We start from the raw sequence: 24,201 nt of genomic DNA, 5'->3' as shown, positions 1-24,201 counted from the left end.
GGCGCGCCAAGCAGACCGCCTACAACGAGGCGAACGGCATCGAGCCGACGGCGCTGCGCAAGAAGATCGCCGCACGACCACCGGAGCCTTCCGGCGGACCTCCTCGAATGGGGGGAGACGCACGAGGCCGCGAATCCCCGTACCGGCGCGCGCGGCATCGTGGCACTGGAGCGCAAGGCCTGGGGCACGCACGTCGCCCTCGACCTCGGCGGCATCCGCGGCCCGCTCACCTGCCGGCTCGTCGCGGTCACCCGGTCGGGGCAGCGGCACGTGGTGACCGAGTGGGCCGTGCCGCCCAGGGGCTACGGCCTGCCGCGCTCGCCCGACCACCTCCAGGTCCACGGCGGCACGGCCGTCCCGCGCCAGGACCTGGGCAGGTTCGACGTGGAGGTGGAGGGCGGCGGCACCCTCCTCAGCATTCCCGTCTGACCCGCGGGCCCGGCGGGGCCGGGCCCGGTGGGCTACACCTTGACGGGCCGTTTCTGTTTCCGCGTCTTCATGGCGTGCTGGACGAGTGTCACCAGGACGTTCTTGCAGGACTCCTTGTCCCGTGCGTCGCACAGCACGATCGGCACGTGCTCTCCGAGGTTGAGCGCCATCTCCACCTCGTCCAGCTCGAACCGCCGGGCACCGTCGAAGCAGTTCACCGCGACGATGAACGGCGTACCGCGCCGTTCGAAGTAGTCGACCGCCGGGAAACAGTCGGCGAGCCGACGGGTGTCGGCGAGGACGACCGCGCCCAGCGTCCCGAGCGAGATCTCGTCCCACATGAACCAGAACCTCTCCTGGCCGGGCGTGCCGAAGAGGTAGAGCACGAACTCATCCTTGATCGTGATGCGCCCGAAGTCCATCGCAACCGTCGTCGTGGCCTTCGCCTCGACTCCCGCGACGTCGTCCACGCCCACGCTCTTGTCGGTGAGGAGCTCCTCGGTCCGTAGGGGTTTTGTCTCGGAGACGGCGCCGACCAGCGTCGTCTTTCCCGCGCCGAAGCCGCCGGCGACCACTATCTTGATCGCCTTCGGCAGTCTCCGGCCCCGTCGATCAAAGCGCCTTGAGTCCATCGATCACCGCCAGGTACAGGTCGTCGTCGTCCGCCAGCTCGGCCTCCGTCTGCGGGTCCTCGACCGAGATGAGGCCCTTGGCGAGCAGGTCTCCGAGAAGAACGCGGACGGTGACGGTCGGAAGATTCAGGTTCCCTGCGATCTCGGCCACCGACATCGGCTCGTCACAGAGCCGGACGACGGCCTGGTGCTCGGGGTCCAGGCCGAGCTCCGGGGCCGGGGGCAGCCCTGTCGCCACGACCATCGTGATGAGGTCGAACTCGCCGTGCACTGGTTCCGTGCGGCCGCGGGTCATGACATACGGACGGACGAGCGGCCCCGCCTGCTCGTCGAGCCATCGTTCGTGGGCGTCCCCCTCCGCGGGGGTGCCTTCGGACGTGGTGTCTGGAACGTTCCTCGTGATGTCCTGTTCGGACGGGTCGTTGGTCATGGTCACGGCACCGGGTCCGCGGAGCGGGACGCGGCCGTGAGGTGGTGGCCGAGTCCGGTGACGAGCATCTCCATCTCGTACGCGATCAGGCCGATGTCGGCCTCCTCGCTGCTGAGGACCGCGAGACAGGCGCCTTGGCCGGCGACGGTCACGAGAAGGTAGGCCGAGCGCATCTCGACGATGGTCTGGAGCACGGGACCGCCGTCGAAGCGTTCGCCCACCCCCTTGGCCAGGGACTGGATACCGGCCGCGACTGCGGACAGGTGCTCGGCGTCGTCCTGGTCGAAGTCCTTCGACGCGGCCATGAGCAGGCCGTCGGCGGACAGTACGATCGCGTGCCTGGCCTCCTTGACACGCTTGACGAGGTCGTCGAGCAACCAGGCCAGTTCGGCGGGAGGTTCTGTCTTCTGCGCCACTACTAGTCCTTCTACGCTTCTTCGTCTGCGGTCGGGTCGTCTTCGGGGCCGGCGTCCCGCTGGAACCTGGTCGCCTCGGCTCTGCCACGCCGGGTGCCGGCCTGCAGGCCGCTGATGGACCTGCGAAGTTTCTCGGGCGATCGGCCGTCGCCGACGTTCCTGTCCTCGTCCCCCGCGACGACGGTCGGCCCGTCCGTCCGCAGCGGGGCGGCGATGTTCGCCTGGGGAACGCGGATCGGCAGCCCCGAGGGCGTGGTCGACGCTTCGGCGGCGGGTGCCGGCTCGTCGTTCCTCTCCTCCGGGGCCGTCTCGGGGCTGTCCCGTGGTAGCGGTGCGAGCGCCGTCACGGGCGCCACCGTACGCCCCGTCGACCGGCCGGTCGGCCGGCGGCTCGGGCTCTTCCGCCGTCTCCGCGGGAAGCCGTCGGGGGTCCGTTCCTGGGGCTCGTCGCCGGGACCGGTGCTGGACTCGTCATCGGCATCGTGGGATTCGTCAGAGGACAGGACAGGGGAAACCGCGGTCGCGGTGGCCGCGGGCGCGGCGGCGCCGATCGCGACGGGCCGGCTCTCGGCCAGGACCCGGGTGCTCTTCCTCGGCGCGGCGTCGTCGGGCGCCGTCTCGCTGATCAGCTCACGGGGGATCAGCACGACCGCGGTGGTCCCGCCGTAGGACGAGTGCTTGAGCGAGACCCGCACGTCGTAGCGCTCGGCCAGCCGCCCGACGACGTACAGGCCGAGGTGCACCGAGCTCGACAGGTTGAACTCGGGCGGGTCGCTGATCCGGTCGTTGAGGGACGTCAGCAGCTCGTCGGTCATGCCGAGGCCGTGGTCCTCGATCTCGATGACGTAGCCCTTGGCGACCTTGCGGCCGCTGACCTCGACCTGGGTGTAGGGCGGGGAGTAGGAGAGCGCGTTCTCGATCAGCTCGGCGAGCAGGTGGACGATGTCGCCGACGGACCGGCCGGCCAGTGAGACGTCGCCGATGGTCGAGGCGACGGTCACCCGGGTGTAGTCCTCGACCTCGGCCACGGCGGACCGTACGACGTCGATCACCGGGATGGGGCGACGCCAGCCGCGGGCGGGGGTGGAGCCGGACAGGACGATGAGGTTCTCGGCGTTGCGCCGCATCCGGGTCGCGAGGTGGTCGACGCGGAAGAGCTCCTCCAGGTCCTTCGGGTCGTCGTTTCGGCGCTCCATCTCGTCGAGGAGGGTGAGCTGCCGGTGGACGAGGGCCTGGGAGCGGCGGGCGAGGCTGAGCAGGATGTCGCGGAACCCGCGCCGCAGCTCGGCCTGCTCGACCGCGGTACGGATCGCGGTCTCCTGGACCGTGTTGAACGCGTGGCCGACCTGACCGATCTCGTCGTTGCCGAACGTCAGGGGCGGCGCCTCGGCGGCGACGTCCACGTTCTCGCCGTGGCCGAGTCGTTCCACGACGCCGGGCAGGCGCTGGTCGGCCAGTTCGAGCGCGGCGTTGCGCAGCTTCTCCAACTGCCGGAGGAGGGCGCGGGTCGTGGTGATGGACACGACCACGGATGCGATGACCGCGATGAGGCCGAGGCCGCCCGCCAGGGCGAGCCGGACCATGACGCCGATGGCGACCGGTTCGGCGCGGTCCACCAGCTCGTTCCCGGCGTCGAGGGTCAGCTTCTCCAGCTGGGCCATGATCGGCTGTACGGTCGTCTGCCACTGCGCGGCCGAGACGGGCGGGCGCGCGCCCGTCCGTCCCTTCTCCACCAGCCGGTCTTCCATCTGCTGGAACCGGACGAATTCGGCGTTCTTGGTCAGTCGGTCGTACCGGGCGCGGTCGGCCGCGGGCAGCTCCGCCGCGGCCTGCTCGTGGAGCAGCCGCTGCGCGCCCACCAGCTCGGCGAACTGCGCGTGCTCGGTGCCGGTGAAGCGGCCCGCCGCGAGGGACCCGGCGAGGAGCGCGTCCTCCCGGGAGAGGACCTCTTTCGCCCAGGTCATCGAGACCAGCGTGCGGCTGTCCGTGGCGACTCCCTGGTCGCTGAGGGCGCCCGCCGCGCGGTAGATCCGGAAGGCGGCGTCGATGATGTCGTCGAAGGCCGCGGTCGCCCGGTCGCGTTGTACCAGCCGTGTGTCGATCGCCTGACGGCTCATCCCGAGGTCGTCGAGCTTGGCGAAGGAGTCCTTGATCCGCGCTTTGAGGACGGCGCTCGCGACGCGGGAGACGTCACCGCCCGCGGCCAGGGCCCGGAACCGCCTCGCGGCGACGTCGGTGCGGGGCCGCTGGGCGTCGAGGGCCTGCCGCTGCGCGGCCCCGGGCTTGCCGAGGTACACCATGGACAGCCGGCGCTCCTGCTGCAGCGCGGTGACCAAGGTCACGCCGGGCCGGCTGACCTTCTGGTCGATGGTGTTGACGCCGAGGAGGTTCAGACCGTCCCGCAGCGTGACCCAGGCGGCGAAGGCCCACAGCGCGGCGAGCGACACGAGAAGTGCGGTGATCTTCGTGCGAAGACGCGAGTTACGAAAGCGCATCCACCAGTTCCAAACGAGATCCTCAGGGATCCGCAGCCCGTCACGAAGGTATGAACGGTGCCGGCACCCGATGTCGAAACGCCTCACGGCGCTGTCGCGCCGATCAACGTCAGTCGCACTTTAGCAATGGATGACTTACAGACTGCAATTACACGGGTTGCACAGCTTTGACAGTTTTTGTGGTGTTTTGTCCACTAGTGTCGGAACCATCCGCGGTGAAATCGGGGTGGGACCGTCAGCCGCCGATCGCCGTGTCCTCCCGGACCAGCGCCATCACTCCGGGATCGCGCCGCGCCAGACGCACCGCGGCCAGGACCGCCGCCCGTACGATCGCCGTCGGCCGGTAGAGGTCCTTGTCGTGCCAGAGAGCCGGACCGTCCCCTCCCGAATCCCCGGACCGGACCAGGTAGGCGTGTCCGCGCGCAGCCGCGGCCCGGCAGTCGCCGTCGCCCGGTCCGACCAGGAGCAGGACCTGTGTCGCGTAGGCGGTCTCCTCCGCAGTGCCCTCCCACCGGCCCCACGAACCGTCCGCGCGCTGGGCCGCGAGCAGCCACCGCACGGCGCGCCGGACCGTCGCCCGCGCGCGGTCGCCGCCGAACCGGCCCAGGGCGAGCGCGCAGCACGCGGTGGCGTAGTACGGCGAGGCGTGCCACCGGTCATGCCAGCTCCCGTCGGCCCGCTGATGGTCGTGCAAGAGCGCCGCCAGCCCGGGGACGACCTCCGCGATCCGCGGCGGGGAGTCCGGATGCCGGACGAGGTACTGCCCGAACGCCTCCAGGACGTGGGCGTTGGTGCTGACGGAGAACCCGTCCTCACCCTGCCACGTGCAGAAGTGCTTCTCCATCCGGTACGGCTCCAGGCCATCCAACCCGAAGGGCAGGCCGAGCAGGCCGAGCGCGTACAACGCCCCGGCCGTGGTGTCCGCGTCGGCCGGCAGTCCTTCCCCGGCGGGCGTCCCGGCCGGGTCGAGGGCCTGCCGCAGGCTGGAGAGGACGGTGGGCGGCACGGTCACGTCGATCCCGGCCCGTACGAGGGTAGTGATCACCCAGGCGCGCTCGAAGACCGTGATCGGCAGCCCGCAGGGCACCGGGCCGCCGTGCTGCTCGACCACCGTCTCCAGGAACCGTCGGGCGGGGTCCTCCGGGGCGGGCGCCTCCCCACCGAGCCAGGCCGCGGTGGCGGCCGGCGAGGCGCCGACGATCCCCGTCGGGCCCGGGCGCGCCACCGGGACGCCGCGCGCGTCCCCGCCCGCCGCCTCCAGGGCGTGGAGGAGCTTCTCCGGCGGTGCGGTCCCCGCGCCGAGCATCGCGCGTACGGCGGAGAGCCGCCCGGCACCGTCCAGCCCGCGCGGCGTGCGCACGTGACCGTCGGCCGGCCCACCCGCGACGCCCGGGACGGGACCCGCCAGGGCCCGGTCGATGGACTCGACGAGCGCGGCCGCGATGAGGTCGGCGGCGGGCATGTCCGGCATCGTCCGGCCGTGCAGCTCGTCCGCCAACCGGGACAACGTCGCCAGCCCCTGGTCGGCGGCCCGGGCCAGGTCCGTACGGTCGTGGCCGCCGCCGGACCGGCGGAGCTCGGCCAGCAACGCGTCGGTCGCGCTCAGCGTGGGGACGACGGCGTAGCCGTCCGGCCCGCCCCAGCCTCCGTCCGGCCGCTGCGCCGCCAGCAGGAAGTCCAGCCGCCGGGCGTGGCCCACCAGCCAGGGTGCCAGGGCCACGAGCCGTCCCGTCTCGTACACCGAGGGGGAGACCTGGCCCCAGGGCGTCGCCACCAGCCCCGCCATCAGGTCGGCGGCCGCCGCCGTGACGTCCGGCGCCGCCGGGCCGGCCCACTCGATCGTGCGCGCGGACGGGTCCCCGCCGACCGTCACAAGGTCCCCCAGTAGTCGGTGAGCTCCTGGAATCCCTCGCAGAAGTCGACCTGGCGTTCCATGTACGCGGCCAGACGCGGGTGACCGGCGCGCACCGGGTCGAGGAGCGTCCGGAACCGCGCGCCGATCGCGGCGAGGTGGTCCCGTACCTCGCCCTCGGTGACCCCGAGCATCAGCGCGTTCAGGTCGCCCCAGGACAGGTCACGTTCGTAGGTGCCCAGGTCGTTGATCAGGCGCATGGTCCGCTGGGCCTCCCGGCTCGCCGCCATGACGGCGGGAACGTCCTCGGCCGGGGGCGGCTCGGCGGTGGCCGCCCAGTGCGAGACGAACGCGAACGAGAAGCCGAGGTTGTCGGTGTTCTCCAGGTAGTCCGCGAAGCCGGGCGGGGAGCCGTCCGCGCGGGCCGCGTTCCAGTCCCACTCCAGTGCCATCGCGGTGAGGAAGCGGCGCAGCTCCTCGCGCCAGACGTCCCGCAGCGCGGGGAACGCGGGTGACGACGCGAGGTCGTCGCGGATGTCGGCGAGGGCACGGGCCAGGTCGTCGCCGTCCGGGGCCGGCGCGCCGTCGGCGACCGCCAGGCACCGCTCCACCACGCTCCGTACCTCGGCCCGGGACGTCGCGACATAGTCGATGAGCCAGTCGACGCCGAAGCTCCAGACGGCGACGCGGTTCGTCATCCGAAGCTCGGCCGCGCCGAGCCACGGCGCGCTGAACGCCGTGCAGAGGCAGACGGTGTTGAACAGAGTGGCGTCGAACGGCTTGGCGCCGAACAGGTCCTCATAGCGCGCGGTCCACTCTCGCGCCTCGCGCTGGGCGCGGCCGGCGACGGCGCAGACCCGTCCGCTCTCGACGGCGGGCAGGGTCATGCCACTGATGTCGGAAAGTGTCATGAGGCCTCCTTCGTCGGCCTCATGACCAAGGTGCGGTGCTTGTCCATTCCATCGCTTCGCTCGGTCATGGGCGCGCCTCAGGCGTTCGAGGTGACGCGGCCGCGAGGACGCAGCAGGAACTGGATCCGCTCGCTCGGCTTCAGGGTCAGCCCGAGCCGAGGCTCGATCGATGGTGAGCCGTGGATGACCGGTTCGAACCGGCTCAGCATCGCCGCCATGATGAGCTGTGCCTCGATGGTGAAGAAGTAACTGCCGACGCACTGGTGCGGGCCGCCGCCGAAGGTGAGGAACGCGAACCGGTGCCGTGACCGCCCGGGCGCGAACCGCTCGGGGTCGAAGGTCCGCGGATCGGGCCATACGTCGGCCAGCCGGTGCGTGAGGTAGGGACTGATGACGACGATCGATCCCTTCCGGATGCGGACGCCGTCGATGACGTCGTCCGCGACGACGGTTCGGGGAATGATCCATCCCGGGCTGTAGAGCCGCAGCACCTCTTGGGTGACCATTTTGGCGTACCGCAGCTCGGACAGGTGGGCGCGCCTCGGATGGTCCGTCCCGACCACCCGGTCGATCTCCGCGTAGAGCTTGGTGGCGATGTCCGGCCGGGAGTTGAGCACCATCCAGAGGAAGGTCAGGATGCTCACCGAGGTCTCCGTCGCGGCCACGAACAGGGCGACCACCCCGTCGCGGATGTTCTGCTCGTCGAGGCCGTCGCCGTTCTCGTCGCGCGCCTGGATGAGCCGGGAGATGATGTCCCCGCCGTCCGCGCCCCGCCGGCGGGAGTCGCGGACGATCGGGAAGATCATGTCGTCGACCGCCTGGACGGCGCGGCGGAACGCCCGGTCACCCGGGAGCGGCACCCAGAACGGCACGAAGGGCAGCAGCATTCGCGAGCGGAAGGACGACGTCGTCGCGGTCGCCAGCACTCGGCCGAGTTCGTCGATCTGGTCGAGGGGCATCTTGTCGCCGACGATGACGCGCGTGATCGCCCGATAGACCAGCCGGGTCATCTCGTCGGCGGCGTCGACCGGACGGCCGACCGCTCGCCCGGCGAGATCGTCGACGGCCTCGACGATGGCCCTGGCCACGTCGTCCGTGAAGGACGCGATGTTCGGGCCGGAGAACATGGCCTGGTAGGCGCCCTTCTTGAGCGCCCACGCCGGGTCCGCGCCCGAGGGCTCGCCGACCAGTCGGCTGAGCGGCTTCCACAGCAGACCCTCGCGACGGTAGTTGTCGGCGTGGTCGCGGAGTACGTGCTGCACATGGTCGGGATGGGTCACCAGATAAGGGCGGAACGGTCCGATGACGCCCAGCCGCACGATGTCGCCGGCGGAGATCCTGCCGATCTCGTCCGTCGCCTGAACGGGATCGCGTAGCAGTGCCGGGAGAAAGCGGAACGAGGGAATGGTCTTCGCATCCCGTGGTCTGGGCATTTGAGCGTCGGTCGACGTCACAGTCGTCCCAATCTGGAAAGTCGATGGCGGAATCCGGTAATGGCTGATCGGCGCCGGGGGAGTTTCGCCTTCGTGATCGATAAAGGAGGTATGGCGGTCGAGTTCCCTCTGGTCAGAGGGATGTCATCCGAACAGGAGAGACGGATTTCAGGCCGCCGTTGCGGCCGATGACTCGTTTAACACACCAATCCTTGCCTCTTTGTGGTCAGCGATCCGAAATGTCACATGAGTCGTACACATAACGCTACTAACCATGAGGTAAGGATATGGTTACCTCGTTCGTCGGGGCCGCCGGGGAGGCCGGAACCCCGGCGGCGGCGCCGGGGTTCCGGGGCGGCTCGAAGGGGCGCGCGACGAGCGGCCGGCGTTCCGGGCGGGGCCGAAAGACGCGACGGAGCCGACGCGGTACGGTCCGCGCTGAACAGCGCGAACGGGCCCTCGGGAGGTGCGGCCGCGGGCATGGCCGGAGACGGGAGAGCGGTGCGGGCGGGAGCGCGCGGTGGGTGCCGCAGCGGGGCGGAGTCCCACCACCCGCGCTCGCCGGGGTGCGGAGTGTGATTTTCTTCTCAGCGAAACCCAGGTTTGGACCTGTCCGCCTGTCGGGAATGCGTAGTTCGGCGATCTTCCTCCCCTGGCCGCGGAACGGATACTCGTATGCCCTTCGACGTCTCCCCGCCGGCGGAGACCGGCGACGCCGTCGCCGTGATCCTGTCCCGCTGGAGCTCGCTGGCCGCCCCGGCCCTGCGGGCGGCGGTCGAGACGTTGCATCCCTGGCCGGCCCGGATGGCGGCGTACGCCTTCGGCTGGGCCGACCACGACGGACGGCCGTCGGACCAGGACGCGGCGACCGGCGGCAAGGGCCTTCGGCCCGCGCTCGTGCTGCTGTGCGCCGGGGCGGCCGGGGCGCCCGCCGAGTCGGGGCTGGCCGGCGCGATCGCGGTCGAGCTGGTGCACGCCTTCTCCCTCGTGCACGACGACATCATGGACGGCGACGAGCGTCGTCGGCACCGCGCGTCGGTGTGGCGGGCCTACGGGGTCGGGCCCGCCATCCTGACCGGCGACGCGCTCCTCGCCCTGGCGATGGCGACGCTGGCGCGGGTGCCGGGGCCCGGCGCGGCGGCCGCCATGGAGCGGTTGTCGGCCACGCTCATCGAGCTGGTGCACGGTCAGGCCGAGGACATCGCCTTCGAGGGCCGGCCCTGGACCGGGCGGGACGCGGTCACGGTCGAGGAGTACGTCGCGATGGCGGAGGCCAAGACGGGTGCGCTGCTCGGCTGCGCCGCGACGATCGGGTGCCTGCTCGGCGGGGGTCCGCCGGAGCGGGCGGAGCGGATCGCGGTGATGGGACGGCAACTCGGTCTGGCCTTCCAGATGACCGACGACCTTCTCGGTATCTGGGGCGATCCCTCCGCCACCGGCAAGCCCGCGTCGAGTGACCTGCGGCGCGGCAAGAAGACCCTGCCGGTCCTCGCCGCGCTGGAATCCGGCACGCCGGCCGCGCGGCGGCTGGAGGAGGTCCTCGCCGCGCCGCTCACCGGCGAGGAGGAGCTCGATCTGGCGCGGAACCTGATCGAGGACGCCGGTGGACGGCGGCGGACCCGGGAGCGGGCCGCCGCCTGCCTGCGCCGGGCGCTCCACGTCCTCCACGCCGAAGGCGTGAGCGGCCCCGCCTCCGAGGACCTCGCGGTGCTCTTCGGCCTTCTCCTCGACCGGGCCCGCTGACCGGCGTCGAGCTTAATGATCTACAATGTAAAGGTAGCGGCTCGTTCGCCGGCGAGAGTCGCCATCGCGACCGCGGTCGATCAGCTCCCGGCGCGCCGCGCCGAGAACTCGAGGCGTACGTAGTCGACCACCGGCTCGGGCAGCTCCGCCGCGACCGCGCGCACGAAGTCGCGGTGCTCGGCGGCCGGGAGCCGGTCGAGCTGTGCGCCGAGGACCACGGTGGTCAGGTAGCTCTCGAACTGCTCGCCCGCTTCCAGCCGGGCCGGGTCCGGTACGAGGGCGACCTCGACGTCGGTGAAGCCGGCCGCCTCCAGGCGTCGCCGGGTCTCCTCCGCGCCGGCGAAGTTCCACGTCCGGGGCTCCTCCCCGGTGACCTTCGCCAGGGCCGCCCGCACCCGGGCGACGTTGCCGTGCCCACCGCAGTCGACGACGAACGGCGCACCCGGCCGAAGCGCCCGCGCGATGTTCGCGAACAGCGCGTCGTGGTCGTGGATCCAGTGGAAGGTCGCGACGCTGAACGCGGCGTCGGCGCCCGTGATCGGCAACGGCTCGGTGAGGTCGGCCCGATGCGCGTCGACCCGGTCGAGGCGGTCCGCGAGCCTCTCGCGGAGCCGGTCCAGCATCCGTGCCGACCCGTCCACCGCGATGACGCGTCCCCGCGGCAGCAGTTCCAGCAGCGCCTCCGTGTCGCGGCCGGTGCCGCAGCCGGCCTCCAGCACCGTCTCGGCGCCGGTCAGCGGCAGCCGCTCGAGGGTGCGCCGGCCCCAGCGCAGATGCGGCAGCGGGAGGGAGTCGTACGTCGTGGCGTCCCATTCTCTGATCACGGTGATCACCCCTTCTCATCGATCACCTTAACGGCCATCTCACATGACAAGAAGAATTGTCTCACGTTGTGAACAGGGGTGACAGAAGGCTTGCATATACTGAAAGTAATGAGTTGACTACTTAGTGTGGTTGTCTTGTTTCGTGCGCATAGTCGGCCCGCCGCGTCCCGGGCACGGCTCGCGTGAACGACGACCTCGCCCGGGCGCTTCAGGAGTTCCGTAAGGTCCTGGCGCTGCCGACGGTCGGGCGGGCGAGCCGCCTCGCGGACCTGGGCGAGCTGCGGCGGCTGATCGAGAGCTATCCGGAGGAGGCGCGCGCGATCCTGCGGGAGGTCACCGGAGACTCGCCGGTCCCGTGACCCGCAGGTTCAGGATCCGGCGGGCCTGCGGAACTCCGCGCGCCAGCGGCGTACGGGCGGGTCCTCGTCGTCGAAGAGGTCCTCGATCCGTACGGCGGGCAGGGGGAACGACTCGACCTCGGCGCGGGTCAGCGGCCAGGGCATCCGGCCCGGATCGTCGCTCTCCTCCCTGGCGCGCGCGATGACGAGCAGGGTCCCGCCCGGGGCGACCAGGTCGGCGACGCCGGCGATGGCGCGTTCGCGCGCCTCTCCGCGCAGCACCTGAACGGTGTAGCTCTCGACGACCAGGTCGAAGGCCCGCCGCCACTCCGGGGGAGGGGAGAGCAGGTCCGCCGCGTGGTACTCCACGCGGGAGTCCCGGAAACGGGAGCGGGCCCGCGCGACAGCGGACTCGGAGACGTCGAAGGCGGTCACGTGGTGGCCGAGCCCGGCGAGGTACTCGGCGTCGTCGCCCAGCCCGCAGCCGACGACGACGGCGCGATCCGCGCCCGGGCGCGCCCACGCCCGCAGCATCGGGTTGGGCGCCAGGTCGGCCCAGGGCACCGACGCCTCCCCGCGGTCGGCCGCCGCGTACAGCCGCTCGAACCATCCCGTGGCGTCGCCCGCGGCGATCGACTCGGCGGCCAGCCGCCGCGCGTACGCCCGCTGCTCTTCGACGTTCATCGCGACGGCCTCGTCAGGACCGGGGGACAGGCGGGGAACAGCCCGCGCGTGCCGGAGGGATAGGCGGTCGTGTCGGTGAACCGGCAGCCGAAGTCCGGGCGCGCCACCGTCGCCGGGTCGGTGACCGGGTCGCCGGCCGGGCGGGAACCGCCGTGCACCCAGTGGGCCAGGTCGTCCCAGGCCTGCCCGGCCTCGGCGGCGGAGAACTCACAGTGCTGCGCGGTCCGGATGGCGCGCTGCACGACGAGGCCCGACCGGTGGGCGCGGGCGACCTCCGAACCGTAGATCTCCTCCATCGAGAACGGCACGAACATGTCGCCCAGGCCGTGCAGGGTGACGACCTTGGCGGTGGGCAGCCCGAAGACGCGCGGGATCTGGGAGAGCCCGGGGGAGTACCGGTCGACCGGGTCGGCGGGGCGGACCCGCTGCACGGTGGCGTTCACATCGACCGGCGTGTTCGGCGTGTACCGCGTGCCGGCGTTGCCGGCGACCCGCCCGGGGTCCTGCGCCAGGCTCGTGCCGGCCGCCGGAGCTCCCAGGCTGAACAGGAAGTCCTTCCAGAGGGGGAAGGCGGCCTCGGCGCCGGGCCTGGGCCCGCCGGAGCGGTCGATCGTGATGGCCCGAAGTTCCTTGCCGAGGTCGTTGGTGGTGTCCGGGCCGCCCGGCTTCAGCCCGACGAGCCCGAGCGCCTGCTCGATCCTCGGCACGGCGTTCGTCAGGTAGTCGGCCGGCGCGGGGTGGGCGCGCACGCCCGCCAGGTCCTGGGCCACCAGGTTGTAGTCCAGGAAGAAGTCGAAGAGCCGGTCGTCGCCGAGCACTCCGCACATCGGCAGCGCGCCGGAATAGAAGTTCGGGTACTGCTCGATCGAGCGGCCGATCACGTGGCCGCCCATGGACATGCCCGCGATGTAGGTACGGCGCGGTCTGCGCCACAGCCGGGTGAACAGGTCGGCGAGGTCGCGGGTCTCTACGACTCCGGAGCGCACGTCGTAGTCGTTGTCGGCGTACGACGACGCGGCCCAGGCGTAGCCCTCGCCGATCAGCTTCTGCCGCAGCCCGAAGGCGGGCGGATCCACGATCAGCGTCGTCGACGCGCCGCGGTAGCCGTGCGCCCACATCACCAGTTCGCCGTTCCAGTCCGCCGGAACCTCGATGTCGTACGCCGCGTGATGGAAGACGCCCTGACGCACGGTGGTCGTCCGGCCGTCGACCGTCAGCGGCGGGAGCGCCGGGTTGCTGATCGTGTACGGCGGCAGCGGCCGGTCGTCGGGCACCGTCGTCGCGCCCGCGGCGGACGCGGTGCCGAGCGACACGGTGACGGCGGCGACGGAGACGAGGGAGGCGAGCCGGCGAAGGCGCATGGACGATCTCCTCGAAGGCAGCCGTCGCGACCCGGGGACCGGGTCACGGGGAACGGCCTGCGCGCCGTCGTCGGGCGGGCGTTGACCGGTCGGTCTCCGCACCTTAGAGGCGCGGTCGCCCGACGGCAAGATCGTTCGGGCTTGTGCCGGCCGTTCGGTGCGTTCCGGCGGCCGGCGCGTCCCGCAGCGGTCAGTGCATCCCGCTCGCCATCATGACGATGAGGATGGCGACGTGCGTCACGATGACGAACCCGATGATGAACATGAACACGAACTTGGCGGGGCCGTGCTCGAAGACCTTGCCCTCCTTGAGGGGCGCCCGCCCGGCCTGCCGCTTGGCGAGGCGCTCCGCGAACTTCTCCTCGTAGGACTTCTTGCGCGGAGTGAGCTGCTCGCCGGTGGCGAGCTGGTCCTCGGTGGTGAGCCGGTCGCCGGTCATCGATGGAACCCCAATCGTGTGCCTCCGACGAAGAGTAACCATTGCCACGGTCGGGTGATTCCCCCGGTGTCCTGTCGTCCCTGCTCAGGCGAGCGTAGGGGCGGTGACGTCCCCGGATGCGGGTAGGACCGGCCGGAGCGGCGGGCCCTCGGGGCGGGGCGCGGGCCTCCCCGGCCGCCGACCTGTGCGGAAGGACCCGGACGAGACTGGATAATCGGCGGCACAAGATCGTGATTCCGGTCCGTTGAGAAGGGAATCCATGAGCAGCCACGTCGTCATCGCACCCGACAAGTTCAAAGGGTCGCTGACCGCTCCCGAGGTGGCCGCGCGCGTCGCAGCCGGGCTGCGCCGCGTCCATCCGGAGGTCCGGCTGACGACCATGCCGGTCGCGGACGGCGGCGACGGCACCGTGGACGCCGCGGTCGCCGCCGGCTTCACCCGGTGCCGCGCCACCGTCAGCGGGCCGACCGGTGAGCCCGTCACGGCGTCCTACGCGATCCGTGACGAGACGGCCGTCGTCGAACTGGCCGAGGCGTCCGGGCTGCGCCTGCTGCCCGGCGGCGTGCCCGCGCCGCTGGCCGCCTCCAGCCACGGCACCGGCGAGCTGATCGCCGCGGCGGTGGCGGACGGGGCGCGCCAGGTCGTCCTCGGCCTCGGCGGGAGTGCCTGCACCGACGGCGGCGCGGGCATGGCCGCCGCCCTGGGTGCCCGCCTCCTCGACTCGCAGGGCCGGGACCTTCCGCCGGGGGGCGCCGCGCTGCGCGACCTCGACGCCGTCGACACGTCGGCGCTGATCGACCGGATGCACGGGGTCACGGTCGTGGTGGCGAGCGACGTGAACAGCCCGCTGCTGGGCCCGGACGGCGCCGCCCGCGTGTTCGCGCCGCAGAAGGGGGCGGATCCGGAGCAGGTCGAGATCCTCGAGGCGGGGCTGGCCCGCCTCGACGCGGTCGTCCGCCGCGACCTCGGCCTGGTGATGGCCGGGTACCCCGGGGCGGGCGCGGCCGGCGGAGTGGGGTTCGGTGCGCTGACGTTCCTGGCCGCCCGGGTCGAACCGGGCATCGCCTACCTCCTCGATCTGCTGGGGTTCGCCGCCCAGCTCGACGGGGCGCGCCTCGTGGTGACGGGCGAGGGTTCCCTGGACGCGCAGAGCCTGCGCGGCAAGGCGCCGGTCGGCGTGGCGCGGGCGGCCCGGCGGGCGGGGGTGCCGGTCGTCGCCGTGTCCGGGCGGCGGGCGCTGAGCGACGACCAGCTCCGCGCCGCGGGGTTCGCCGGGGCGTACGCGCTCACCGATCTCGAACCCGACCCGGCGCGGTGCATGGAGGACGCGGGCCCGCTGCTGGAACGGCTCGCCGAGGAGATCGCCCGGACGGTGCTGGAGGAACCGCTGGGCCGCCGAGAGCCGACCTCATGAGCGCTCAGCCGGCCGGGGAGGAGGTTCTGAGCCGGCCGAGGCCGGCCAGCAGCCGCCCCTTGGTCTCCGGGCCGTCGGACCGCCACCTGGCCACGTGGACGAGGCCCGGTTCGACGAGGTCGAAGCCGGTGAACAGCCGTTCGATCTCCACCCGGGAGCGGATCACGGCGGGGGCGCTGGACTTGGCGTAGGCGTTCTCTATCCGCTCGCGCTGCTCCAGGGTCAGGCCCTCGTAGGTTCCGGTGGACAGCGCCAGGAAGCTGCCGGGTGCCATGGTCTCCCGCAGCGTCCCGATCACCTCTTCGGCCTCCGGGACGAAGTGCAGGACGGCGATCGCGAGCAGGCCGATCGGCCGGTCGAAGTCGAGCAGCCGCTCGACGGCCGGGTCGCCCAGGATCTCGCGGGGGCGGCGGATGTCCGCCTGCACGGTGGCGATCCGGTCGTCGGTGGCGCGGAACGCCTGGTTGTGCGCGAAGACGATCGGGTCGTTGTCGACGTACACGACGCGGGCGGCCGGGCGGATCTCGCGGGCCACCTCGTGCACGTTCGGTGAGGTCGGGATCCCCGTCCCGAGGTCCAGGAACTGCTCGATCCCCTGCTCCGCGAGGTGGCGCACGACGCGTACGAGGAAGTCGCGGTTCGCCCGTACGAGCTTGCGCTGCTCGGGGTGGGCGGCGATGACCTTCTCGGCCGCCTCCCGGTCGGCGGCGAAGTTGTCCTTGCCGCCCAGCCAGTAGTCGTACATGCGGGCAGGGGACGGGGTGTGGACGTCGATGACGTCGGGGATCCGTACCTCCATGATCGACAAGCCTAGGGGGCCGCCCGACAAACAGTAATGAACGCGGTAAATCGTGGCCACCTGCGGCCACGCCCGTCAACGTTGTCGCGTGTCCGGAAAGGGGGGTCCGTCGCGGGTCGCGACGCCCTCGACCAGCCGCTCGAAGGCCTCGCGCGGTGTCACGCGGGCTCCGCGGTGAGGGCGGTGGCGAGGGCGCGGAGACCGCCGGTGGCGCGGGCGATGGTGAGGTGGTCGTGGTAGTCGCGCGTCTCGACGATCAGGCCGTCGCGGACGCGCAGCACCTGGATGTTGGCGGCGGTCAGCACCTCGTCGCCGGCCGGGATGTCGTAGTCGAACCGGTGGGTTCGGGCATGCGAGACTCCTGTCCAGATCGTCGAAGCTAAGCGGAGTGATCACTCCGAATCGGATTATCCGGAGTGATCACTCCGTCTGTCAATGAGGAAGGTGTGCATGACCGCACCGCGGCGCGCGTCCGCCCCGGACGGCGGACGGCCGGTCCGCGCGGACGCGCTGCGCAACCGCGCGCGGGTCCTGGAGGCGGCGGAGGCGGTGTTCGCCGAGCACGGCACGACCGCCTCCACGGAACAGGTGGCCCGGCGGGCCGGCCTCGGCGTCGGCACCGTCTTCCGTCACTTCCCGACGAAGGAGGCGCTGCTCGAGGCGGTGTTCGTCACGCGGCTGGGCCGGCTGGCCGCCGAGGCCGACGCGCTGATGAGCGCGGAGGACCCGGGCGCGGCCTTCTTCGGGTTCTTCGCCCGCGTCGTCGATCACGCCGCGACCAAGAACGCCTTGGCCGCCGCGCTGGCCGAGGCGGGCGTCGACGTCAGGGCGACCACGGCCGGGACGGGCCAGGAGCTCAGGCGCGCGCTCGGCGCCCTGCTCGGCCGCGCTCAGGAGGCCGGTACGGTGCGGGCGGACGTCGGGCTGCCGGAGATCCTGACCCTCCTGGTCGGCGCGTCACAGGCGGCCGAGCACGTCGGCGGTGACGCCGAGGTACGAGCCCGCGCCCTCGCCGTCGTCTTCGACGGCCTGCGCGCCACCCCGTCCGCCGCGGGCGGCCACTGAGCGAGCGGCCCGCCCGCCGTCAGGACTTGAGGGCCAGTTCGGCCAGGTGGCGGGCGATGCCGTTGACGTCGGTGTCCTGCACGTTGCTGAGCACGGCGACGGCGATGTCGTCGTCCGGCAGGTACACGTTGCTGGCGTGGTACCCCTCGAGCAGGCCGGGGTGGTAGAGGTACCGGTGCCCGTTCAGCCGGTCGACGAGCCACCCGAAGGCGTACCCGGTGGAGGGGGAGTCGAGGCAGCCGCCGGACGGGCACTCGGCCTGGGAGGTGAAGGCCAGCTTCACCGTGGCCGCCGGCGCGACGAGATTCGCGCCGAACGAACGGTCCCAGCGGGTCAGGTCGTCGGCGGTCGTGTAGACGCCGCCGGCCGCGTACGCCTGCGACCCGTTGATGCGGCCCGCCGGCTTGCCGGTCGAGAGATAGCCCTTGGCCCAGCCGTCCGGCGGGTCGCCGGTGCTGTAGCCGGTGTGCTGCAGCGCGAGTGGCGCGGTGATCTCGTCGCGCAGCACCTCGCCGAAGCCCTTGCCGGTGACCTTCTCGATGATCGCGCCGGCGAGGATGTAGCCGGAGTTGCTGTACTTCCAGCTCGTGCCCGGTTTGAAATCAAGGGGTTTGTGGACGAACCGGCTGATGATCTCCTTGGGCGTGGTCGGCTGGTCCAGCTTGGGGAAGAAGTCCGGCATCTCAGAGATATCCGGGATGCCGGAGGTGTGGACGAGGATCTCGCGGACCGTGATCGGCTTCCACGCGGTCGGGCAGGCCTTGATGTAGGTGGGGACGAGGTACGGGCAGACCTTGTCGTCCAGCTTCACCTTGCCCTGGTCCTGCAGCTTCAGCACGAGCATGGCGGTGAACTGCTTGCTCACCGAGGCGATCCGGAAGATGGTGTCCGGACTGTTCGGGATGTTCTTCGCCTCGTCGGCCTCACCGGCGGCGAAGCGGGCCAGCACCTGACCGTGCCGAACCACCGTGACCGCCCCGGTGAACTTCCCCTTCTTCGCGAGCCCCCGCAGGTAGGAGTCGATCGCGGCCGCACTCGGGTCGCCGGGCGGCGCCGGCGACGTGGCGAGGGGGTTGGGCGTGGGCGTGGCGGCCGGGGACGCGGAGGTCCCGGCCGCGCGCGGCGGATGCGCCGTACCGCCGCCGTGATCGCTGCTGCACCCCGTCACCGCCGCGGCGAGCAGCGCCAGCGCGGCACCGGATCGGGCCAGATGAAGACGTGCCATGGTCACTCCACGGCCTGTCGGTCGCACTTGTCGAACCTGCCAATGATCCCCAGGGGCACGGACCCCTGCAGGCTATCCGCCGCGGCGAGCAAGATCGCCATTTCGCGTCGCGACGAATGAGCCTTGGTTACCCAGGGTAGTGCTCGGAGCAGCGCACTGGATTTCGGGGGGACCAATGCGAGCCGTGACGGTGTCCGATTTCGGGGCCGAGCCGGAGCTGACCGAGCAGCCGGTACCCGAACCGGGTCCCGGCGAGGTCCTGGTCCGGATGAACGCCGCCGGCCTGAACCCCTTCGACTGGAAGGTCATCGACGGCGCCATCCCGGACGCCGTCTTCCCGCTGGTCGTCGGGACCGACGGGGCGGGCACCGTCGAGCGGGTGGGACCGGGCGTCACCCGCGTACGGCCCGGCGATCCGGTGTTCGGCCAGTTCGGCGACCCCCGGCGCGGACACGGCTCGTACGCCGAGCGGGCCGTCGCTCCGGTGGACGCCATCGCGGCTCCGCCGCGGACGATCGCGCTGAGCGAGGCCGCGGCCGTGCCGACCGCCGGTACGACGGCGCTGAACCTGGTCGATCGGGTCGGCGACGCCCGCCGGCTGCTCATCGTCGGAGCGACGGGTGGCGTCGGCACGTTCGCCACGCAGTTGGCCGCCGCCCGCGGGATCACCGTCGTCGCCACCGCGACCGCCGACAAGGCCGACCTGATGCGGGCGCTGGGCGCGGCCGAGATCGTCGACCCCACCTCCGGCCCGGTCGCCGGGCGGCTCTCCGCCCCCGTCGACGCCCTGATCGACCTGGTCAGCGACTCGCAGGGGCTGCGTGAGCTGCTGCCGATCGTCCGACCCGGCGGGACGGTGCTCAGTCCGGTGTTCGCGGTCCCGGAGGAGGGGCTGCCCGGCGTCGACGCCGTCAACTTCCTGAACGAGGCGGGCACCGAACGGCTCGACCACCTCGCCCGGGAGATCGACGCCGGCCGCCTCCGCGTGCTCATCGGCGACACCGTCACCCTGCCCCAGGCGCCGGGCGCCCTCGCCCGCAGCAGGGCCGGGCGGGCCCGGGGGAAGACGGTCATCGTCATCTGACGATCGCAGGGCAGACTTGGCGCATGCGCGCGAGCCGCCTGGTGTCCCTCCTCCTGCTGTTGCAGTCGCGGGGCCGCATGACCGCCCAGGAGCTGGCGGATGAGCTGGAAGTGTCCCTGCGCACCATCTACCGCGACGTGGAGTCCCTGTCCGCGGCGGGCGTGCCGGTGTACGCCGACCGCGGCCCGGCCGGCGGGTACCAGCTGCTCGACGGCTACCGGACACGCCTGACCGGGCTGACCGCGGAGGAGGCCGAGTCGCTGTTCCTCACCGGCCTGCCCGGACCCGCCGCCGAGCTCGGCCTCGGCACGGTCCTCGCCGCCGCGGAGCTGAAGCTCATGGCGGCGCTGCCCCGCCAGCTGGCCGAGCGCGCGGCGCGGCTCCGCGAGCGCTTCCACCTCGACGCGCCGGGCTGGTTCCACGACGGCGAGCCCACGCCGTACCTCAACCCCGTCGCCGACGCGGTCTGGAAGCAGCGCCGCCTGCACATGCGCTACCGCCGGTGGAAGACGCCGACGCCCGTCACCCGCACCATCGACCCGCTCGGCCTCGTGCTGAAGGCGGGCAGCTGGTACCTCATCGGCCGCTCGGAGGGGAGCGAACGCACCTACCGCGTCGACCGGATCCAAACGCTGCAGATGCTCGAGGAGCAGTTCGAGCGGCCGGTGGACTTCGATCTCGCCGAGTTCTGGCGGTCCTACCTGGCGCGGTTCCGCGACACCATGTTCACCGGCGAGGCGGTCGTCCGGTTCTCCCCGACCGGGATGCGGATCCTTCAGCACCTGGTCACGCCGGAGGTGATCCGCGCGGCGCGGCGTAACGCCGGACCTCCGGACGAGGACGGCTGGGTGCGCACCGTGATCCCCATCGAGTCCGTCCGCCACGCCCACACCGAGCTGCTCAAGTTCGGGGCGGAGGCGGAGGTCCTCGAACCCCCGGAGCTCCGGGAACGTGTCATCGCGTCCGCGCGCGCCATGCTCGACCGCTACGGCGCCTGACTCCTCGGTCGCACGGGACGGCTCGCCGGCGTCGCCGTCGCCGGACATGGAACGTCCCGCCGGGGAGGCCGATGCCCACCCGGCGGGACGCTCGCGGATCAGACGTCTTCGCCCGGCCGCCGGAACGTGCCGGTGTCCTCGCCAGGCCGCCGGAACGTGCCGGTGTCCTCGGCGGAACCGCCGGCGACCCGGCGATCCGTCGGCTCGGGCGCCCGCGGCACGGTGTGCTCGGCCGGCCGGGGCATCGGCTGCTCGGGCGGGGTCATCGGAGGCGGGGCGGTACGGCGCGGCAGCGGCTGCGTCGCCTGGATCGGACCGGGCCGGTCCTCACGGACCGGTCGCGGCGCCTCCACCGTCGGAGCCTCCTCGACGTACGGCGCCTCACGCTCGGCGAGACGGGCGTCCTTGACGCCGACCACGGCGAGACGGCCGAGGGCCACCGCGGCGAAGAACAGGGCCACCGCGCCCACGCCGTACAGCAGCGCGATCTGCTCCACCACCTGGCGCGTCGTCGCCCCGACGGGGGCGCCGAGCCGGTCGGAGGCGGACCACCGCGCGCTGAGCGGGCCGCCGACGACGAACCAGGCACCGCCGAGCGCGGCGATCCACGCGCCGGCGGCGGCCGTGGCCCGGTTGGCACTCACCAGCAGGATCAAGCCGCCGACCAGCAGGGCGCAGGCCGGCAGGAGCTCCAGCCAGACGCGGCCGGCCGTGAACGACCACGCCTTGTCCGGAGCGAACGCGAAGTGGAAGTACGGGCCGAGGAGCGCGGCCAGCCCGCCCCACAGGCCGAGCAGCACGAGGATCACGCCGCTGAGCGCACCCCTGCTGCGAGGTACTCGTAGCATCCCGGTCATTGGAAATCAGCTCCCTGAAGTCTCGGGCGCCTACGGATTACCCGGGAAGAAACCTTTCAAGCGCGTCGTTCCTCCGCGCTTTGTGGTGATGTGGCCCGGTATAAACGGGCGGAGTCGTCGTCACGATGGGGGGATTGGTGACAGAGGAAGTCGGGGCCGTTCCGAGCGACCGCGACCTGGCACTGCTGCGGCGGTACGAGCCGATCCTGACCTACACGCGGGGGGAGCGGTTCTTCCCCGTCGACGCGGAGGACTACATCCGCTGCTGCAGCCTGTGGCAGGGGGAGCGGCAGCTCGTCGAGGCGGGTGAGCTCACGGCGGAGCGCCTCGTCGCCACGGCCGCCGAACGCACCGGCACCGATCTGTCGCTGCTGCTCGTGCAGCGGCCGTTCGACCGGCGGGAGGTCCGCGCCCACCGTGCCCACGCCAAGCCGCCCATCGCCCGCTCCGGCCGCCTGGCCGCGGTCGGCCTCATCGGGCGGGTCTTCGACGTGCTGCTGCGCGCCTCGCTGTTCCTGCGCGGCTCGGTGCCCGGCGGGGTCGCGGCGGCAGCCGCCGATCTGGGCGAACGGCGCCTGAGCCGGGACCGCGCCACCTACTACGGCCGGGTGGTCCGCGAGGGCGGCTACATCGTGCTGCAGTACTGGTTCCTGTACGCCATGAACGACTGGCGGACGACGTTCGCCGGGGTCAACGACCACGAGGGCGACTGGGAGTCGGTGACCGTGTACCTCGCCGACACCGAGGACGGCCCGCGCCCGGCGTGGGTGGCGGTGTCCGCGCACGACGAGCGCGGCGACGACCTGCGTCGCCGGTGGGACGACCCCGACCTGCGCAAGGAGGGGGACCACCCGATCGTGTTCGTCGGGGCCGGGTCGCACTCCGGCGCGTTCCTGCCCGGCCAGTACCTCGTCACCGTCAACCCCGTACGGCTCCGGCGCTACGTCCGCTGGGTGCAGCGCCTGATGGGACTGGCCTTCCCCTGGTCTCGGGAGGAACGGCATCACGGGGTCGGCATCCCCTTCATCGACTACGCCCTCGGCGACGGAGAGCGCATCGGCCCCGGCCGGGACCGTACGTGGCGGCCGGTGCTCATCTCCGACGAGACGCCGTGGGTCCGGGGGTTCCGCGGGCTGTGGGGCCGGGACACCCGGGACTGGGTCGGCGGCGAGCGCGCCCCGGCCGGCCCGCGCTACGACCGGGACGGCCGCGTGCGGACCCTGTGGGCCGACCCCCTCGGCTGGGCCGGGCTGCAGAAGATCCCGCCGAGCCCCGAGGCGGAGCGGCGTGACCTGCGAGCCCGGATCGCGGCCCTCGACGAGGAGATCAAGGCCGCCGACACCGAGATCGAACGCGCCCGCGAGGAGCTGCGCCGGCTCCGTACGACGGCGGCGTCCCTGGCCGGGCACCGCAACACCAGGAACCTCGCCCGCCGGCGCAGCGGCGAGGTCGCCAAGGCGGAGGCCGCCCTGGCCGTGCTCGTCCGCGACCGCACCGAGCTGGCCGAGGAACGCAGCGCGCACGAGGCGACGCTGACCCGCCCGCCCGTTCCGGAGGCCCCGCAGGCGCACCTGCGGGAGCCGCACCTGCCGTACACGCCGTTCCGCGGGCCGCGCACGCGGTTCCTGCACGCGTGGGCGGCGCTGAGCACGCCGTTGTTCCTGCTGGCGGTGGTCGGCGTCTTCGTGATCCCGCACGAACCCGTCGCCTTCCTCCTCGCCGCCGTCGTGCTGCTGTTCGTCACGATGGAGGCGTGGGTCCGGCGCAAGCTCCTGGCGTTCGCCACCGGGCTGCTGATGCTCGCCGGCGGCCTGGCCGTCGCGGTGGGGCTGGGACTGGCGGTGAAGTACGGCGGCCGGTACGTCCTGCTGGCCCCGCTGGTGGTGGTCGCCGGAGTGCTCCTGGTCGTCAACCTCCGCGAGCTGTTCCACCGCTGAAGAACGCCTCGTCGACCTGGTCGGCGAGCGGCCGGGCCCCGGACCGGTTGTCCAGGACGGTGTGCGGCACGACCGGCGGCTCGCCGGCCCGTACGCCGGCGAGGAACCGGTCGAAGGACTCCAGCTTCCCGGCGTCCCGCCCCAGCCCCCGGCTGAGCAGGCGGGCGCGCAGCGTCTCGGCGTCGGACCGGACCCAGACGAGGTGGACCGGCGGCCCGCCCAGTTCCTCCACCCAGGCCCGCCACCCCCCGGCGTCGTGGATCTGACCGGTGAACGGCGCGCTCAGCAGCACCGGGCAGCCGTACGACCGGACCTCCCGGGCCGTGGCCGTCATCCCCGCGTACTCGTGGGCCTTGATGTGCTCGTCGTACCAGGGCCCCTCACGCTCGCCGTCCGGACGCCCCGCCACCCGCAGCGTCGCGCCGACGAACGGCCCGTACATCGTGTCCTTGTCCAGCAGGGCGGGCACCGGCCGCAGCCGGGACAGCAGCAGCCGCGCCACCGTCGACTTACCGGCGGCGGGCGGGCCGGCGACGATCCAGACGTCCGCGGGGTTCAGGTCGCGCATGGCCCGATCCTGCCCGGCCGGCCGCGCCGAGCCGTCAGCAGGGCCGGTCATCCGGGGCCCCGTCATCAGGGTCGCTCGCCGGAGGGCGTTCGCCTCATGCCGGACGGCGCGGAGGCGGCGGCGTGGCAGGCGCCCCGGCCGTCGGCGCGGGCGACGATCCGGCCGGCCTCGATTGTCGCCGAAGTGACGGTAGACGATCGGCTTGGAGACGCCGGCCTCCGCGGCGACGGCGTCCATCGAGACCTGGGGGCCGTCCCGGGCGATGAC

Annotated in this window: 23 protein-coding genes and 2 pseudogenes; 8 read left to right on the top strand and 17 right to left on the bottom strand. The window is 72.4% G+C overall.

Annotated elements, in window-relative coordinates:
• A pseudogene (locus AB0K82_RS42265) lies at positions 1–429 on the top strand (hypothetical protein); the annotation flags it as partial.
• A 32-nt stretch (positions 430–461) separates the two neighbouring features.
• Here AB0K82_RS42265 and AB0K82_RS42260 read toward each other — a convergent pair.
• From AB0K82_RS42260 to AB0K82_RS42230, 7 genes are all read right to left on the bottom strand, one after another.
• On the bottom strand, positions 462–1,061 hold the full coding sequence (locus AB0K82_RS42260) for an ATP/GTP-binding protein (protein WP_364408679.1): 600 nt from the start codon (positions 1,059–1,061) through the stop codon (positions 462–464).
• Complete coding sequence (locus tag AB0K82_RS42255; protein ID WP_364408684.1) at positions 1,042–1,491, bottom strand: DUF742 domain-containing protein; 450 nt, start codon at positions 1,489–1,491, stop codon at positions 1,042–1,044. Before AB0K82_RS42255 ends, AB0K82_RS42260 begins: the two co-directional genes overlap by 20 nt.
• Before the next feature lie 2 nt (positions 1,492–1,493).
• Complete coding sequence (locus AB0K82_RS42250) at positions 1,494–1,907, bottom strand: roadblock/LC7 domain-containing protein (RefSeq protein WP_345357697.1); 414 nt, start codon at positions 1,905–1,907, stop codon at positions 1,494–1,496.
• Positions 1,908–1,918: 11 nt separating this feature from the next.
• Positions 1,919–4,402 (bottom strand): sensor histidine kinase, encoded by a 2,484-nt coding sequence (locus AB0K82_RS42245; RefSeq protein WP_364408677.1) that lies wholly within the window; start codon positions 4,400–4,402, stop codon positions 1,919–1,921.
• Between the two features lie 235 nt (positions 4,403–4,637).
• Positions 4,638–6,275, bottom strand: coding sequence for a prenyltransferase/squalene oxidase repeat-containing protein (locus AB0K82_RS42240; protein ID WP_364408674.1), 1,638 nt, complete (start codon positions 6,273–6,275; stop codon positions 4,638–4,640).
• Positions 6,272–7,165, bottom strand: coding sequence for a terpene synthase family protein (locus AB0K82_RS42235; RefSeq protein ID WP_364408671.1), 894 nt, complete (start codon positions 7,163–7,165; stop codon positions 6,272–6,274). The genes AB0K82_RS42240 and AB0K82_RS42235 overlap by 4 nt, the downstream gene beginning before the upstream one ends.
• A 77-nt stretch (positions 7,166–7,242) precedes the next feature.
• The gene (locus AB0K82_RS42230) at positions 7,243–8,598 is read right to left on the bottom strand and encodes a cytochrome P450 (RefSeq protein WP_364408670.1); all 1,356 of its coding nucleotides are present in this window, start codon (positions 8,596–8,598) and stop codon (positions 7,243–7,245) included.
• 675 nt (positions 8,599–9,273) lie between these two features.
• On the opposite strand from AB0K82_RS42230, the gene AB0K82_RS42225 reads away from it, so the two are divergent.
• On the top strand, positions 9,274–10,341 hold the full coding sequence (locus tag AB0K82_RS42225; RefSeq protein WP_364408669.1) for a polyprenyl synthetase family protein: 1,068 nt from the start codon (positions 9,274–9,276) through the stop codon (positions 10,339–10,341).
• A gap of 80 nt (positions 10,342–10,421) precedes the next feature.
• Here AB0K82_RS42225 and AB0K82_RS42220 read toward each other — a convergent pair whose 3' ends face one another.
• A complete protein-coding gene (locus tag AB0K82_RS42220) occupies positions 10,422–11,174 on the bottom strand; it encodes a class I SAM-dependent methyltransferase (protein WP_364408666.1) in 753 nt (250 codons plus the stop codon).
• 173 nt (positions 11,175–11,347) lie between these two features.
• On the opposite strand from AB0K82_RS42220, the gene AB0K82_RS42215 reads away from it, so the two are divergent.
• The gene (locus AB0K82_RS42215) at positions 11,348–11,524 is read left to right on the top strand and encodes a hypothetical protein (protein ID WP_364408663.1); all 177 of its coding nucleotides are present in this window, start codon (positions 11,348–11,350) and stop codon (positions 11,522–11,524) included.
• 9 nt (positions 11,525–11,533) lie between these two features.
• Here the strand turns inward: AB0K82_RS42215 and AB0K82_RS42210 are convergent, their stop codons facing one another.
• The 3 genes from AB0K82_RS42210 to AB0K82_RS42200 all read right to left on the bottom strand — a co-directional run bounded on the left by AB0K82_RS42210 (position 11,534) and on the right by AB0K82_RS42200 (position 13,987).
• The gene (locus AB0K82_RS42210; protein WP_364408661.1) at positions 11,534–12,187 is read right to left on the bottom strand and encodes a class I SAM-dependent methyltransferase; all 654 of its coding nucleotides are present in this window, start codon (positions 12,185–12,187) and stop codon (positions 11,534–11,536) included.
• The gene (locus AB0K82_RS42205) at positions 12,184–13,548 is read right to left on the bottom strand and encodes a hypothetical protein (protein ID WP_364408659.1); all 1,365 of its coding nucleotides are present in this window, start codon (positions 13,546–13,548) and stop codon (positions 12,184–12,186) included. Before AB0K82_RS42205 ends, AB0K82_RS42210 begins: the two co-directional genes overlap by 4 nt.
• 190 nt (positions 13,549–13,738) lie before the next feature.
• Entirely contained in the window at positions 13,739–13,987 is a 249-nt protein-coding gene (locus AB0K82_RS42200) for a hypothetical protein (protein WP_364408657.1), read from the bottom strand.
• A 259-nt stretch (positions 13,988–14,246) separates the two neighbouring features.
• On the opposite strand from AB0K82_RS42200, the gene AB0K82_RS42195 reads away from it, so the two are divergent.
• The gene (locus tag AB0K82_RS42195) at positions 14,247–15,401 is read left to right on the top strand and encodes a glycerate kinase (protein WP_364408654.1); all 1,155 of its coding nucleotides are present in this window, start codon (positions 14,247–14,249) and stop codon (positions 15,399–15,401) included.
• Positions 15,402–15,405: 4 nt separating this feature from the next.
• Here the strand turns inward: AB0K82_RS42195 and AB0K82_RS42190 are convergent, their stop codons facing one another.
• Both AB0K82_RS42190 and AB0K82_RS42185 read right to left on the bottom strand, forming a co-directional pair.
• Complete coding sequence (locus AB0K82_RS42190) at positions 15,406–16,200, bottom strand: SAM-dependent methyltransferase (RefSeq protein ID WP_364408651.1); 795 nt, start codon at positions 16,198–16,200, stop codon at positions 15,406–15,408.
• 158 nt (positions 16,201–16,358) lie between these two features.
• Positions 16,359–16,505 carry a hypothetical protein gene (locus tag AB0K82_RS42185; RefSeq protein ID WP_364408648.1) on the bottom strand — a complete coding sequence of 49 codons (147 nt, stop codon included), beginning with the start codon at positions 16,503–16,505 and terminating at the stop codon, positions 16,359–16,361.
• 145 nt (positions 16,506–16,650) lie between these two features.
• Here AB0K82_RS42185 and AB0K82_RS42180 point away from each other — a divergent pair, with 145 nt between their 5' ends.
• A complete protein-coding gene (locus AB0K82_RS42180) occupies positions 16,651–17,265 on the top strand; it encodes a helix-turn-helix domain-containing protein (RefSeq protein ID WP_364408645.1) in 615 nt (204 codons plus the stop codon).
• Positions 17,266–17,284: 19 nt separating this feature from the next.
• Here AB0K82_RS42180 and AB0K82_RS42175 read toward each other — a convergent pair whose 3' ends face one another.
• Positions 17,285–18,490, bottom strand: coding sequence for a serine hydrolase (locus AB0K82_RS42175; protein WP_364408642.1), 1,206 nt, complete (start codon positions 18,488–18,490; stop codon positions 17,285–17,287).
• Between the two features lie 175 nt (positions 18,491–18,665).
• Here AB0K82_RS42175 and AB0K82_RS42170 point away from each other — a divergent pair, with 175 nt between their 5' ends.
• Positions 18,666–19,574 (top strand): NADP-dependent oxidoreductase, encoded by a 909-nt coding sequence (locus tag AB0K82_RS42170; protein ID WP_364408639.1) that lies wholly within the window; start codon positions 18,666–18,668, stop codon positions 19,572–19,574.
• A gap of 23 nt (positions 19,575–19,597) precedes the next feature.
• Complete coding sequence (locus tag AB0K82_RS42165) at positions 19,598–20,572, top strand: YafY family protein (protein ID WP_364408636.1); 975 nt, start codon at positions 19,598–19,600, stop codon at positions 20,570–20,572.
• A gap of 98 nt (positions 20,573–20,670) precedes the next feature.
• Here AB0K82_RS42165 and AB0K82_RS42160 read toward each other — a convergent pair whose 3' ends face one another.
• Positions 20,671–21,420, bottom strand: coding sequence for a hypothetical protein (locus AB0K82_RS42160; RefSeq protein ID WP_364408634.1), 750 nt, complete (start codon positions 21,418–21,420; stop codon positions 20,671–20,673).
• 146 nt (positions 21,421–21,566) lie between these two features.
• On the opposite strand from AB0K82_RS42160, the gene AB0K82_RS42155 reads away from it, so the two are divergent.
• Positions 21,567–23,366 (top strand): hypothetical protein, encoded by a 1,800-nt coding sequence (locus tag AB0K82_RS42155; RefSeq protein WP_364408631.1) that lies wholly within the window; start codon positions 21,567–21,569, stop codon positions 23,364–23,366.
• Here the strand turns inward: AB0K82_RS42155 and AB0K82_RS42150 are convergent.
• Positions 23,338–23,985 (bottom strand): AAA family ATPase, encoded by a 648-nt coding sequence (locus AB0K82_RS42150; RefSeq protein WP_364408681.1) that lies wholly within the window; start codon positions 23,983–23,985, stop codon positions 23,338–23,340. The two genes, AB0K82_RS42155 and AB0K82_RS42150, sit on opposite strands and share 29 nt — an antisense overlap.
• A 123-nt stretch (positions 23,986–24,108) precedes the next feature.
• Positions 24,109–24,201: pseudogene (locus AB0K82_RS42145) on the bottom strand (helix-turn-helix domain-containing protein); the annotation flags it as partial.

This window comes from Actinoallomurus sp. NPDC052274, assembly GCF_040679475.1.
GTDB classification, from domain to species: Bacteria; Actinomycetota; Actinomycetes; order Streptosporangiales; family Streptosporangiaceae; genus Actinoallomurus; species Actinoallomurus liliacearum.
The sequence above is the reverse complement of the archived record's forward strand: the minus strand, read 5'-3'. Positions and strand labels throughout refer to the sequence as shown.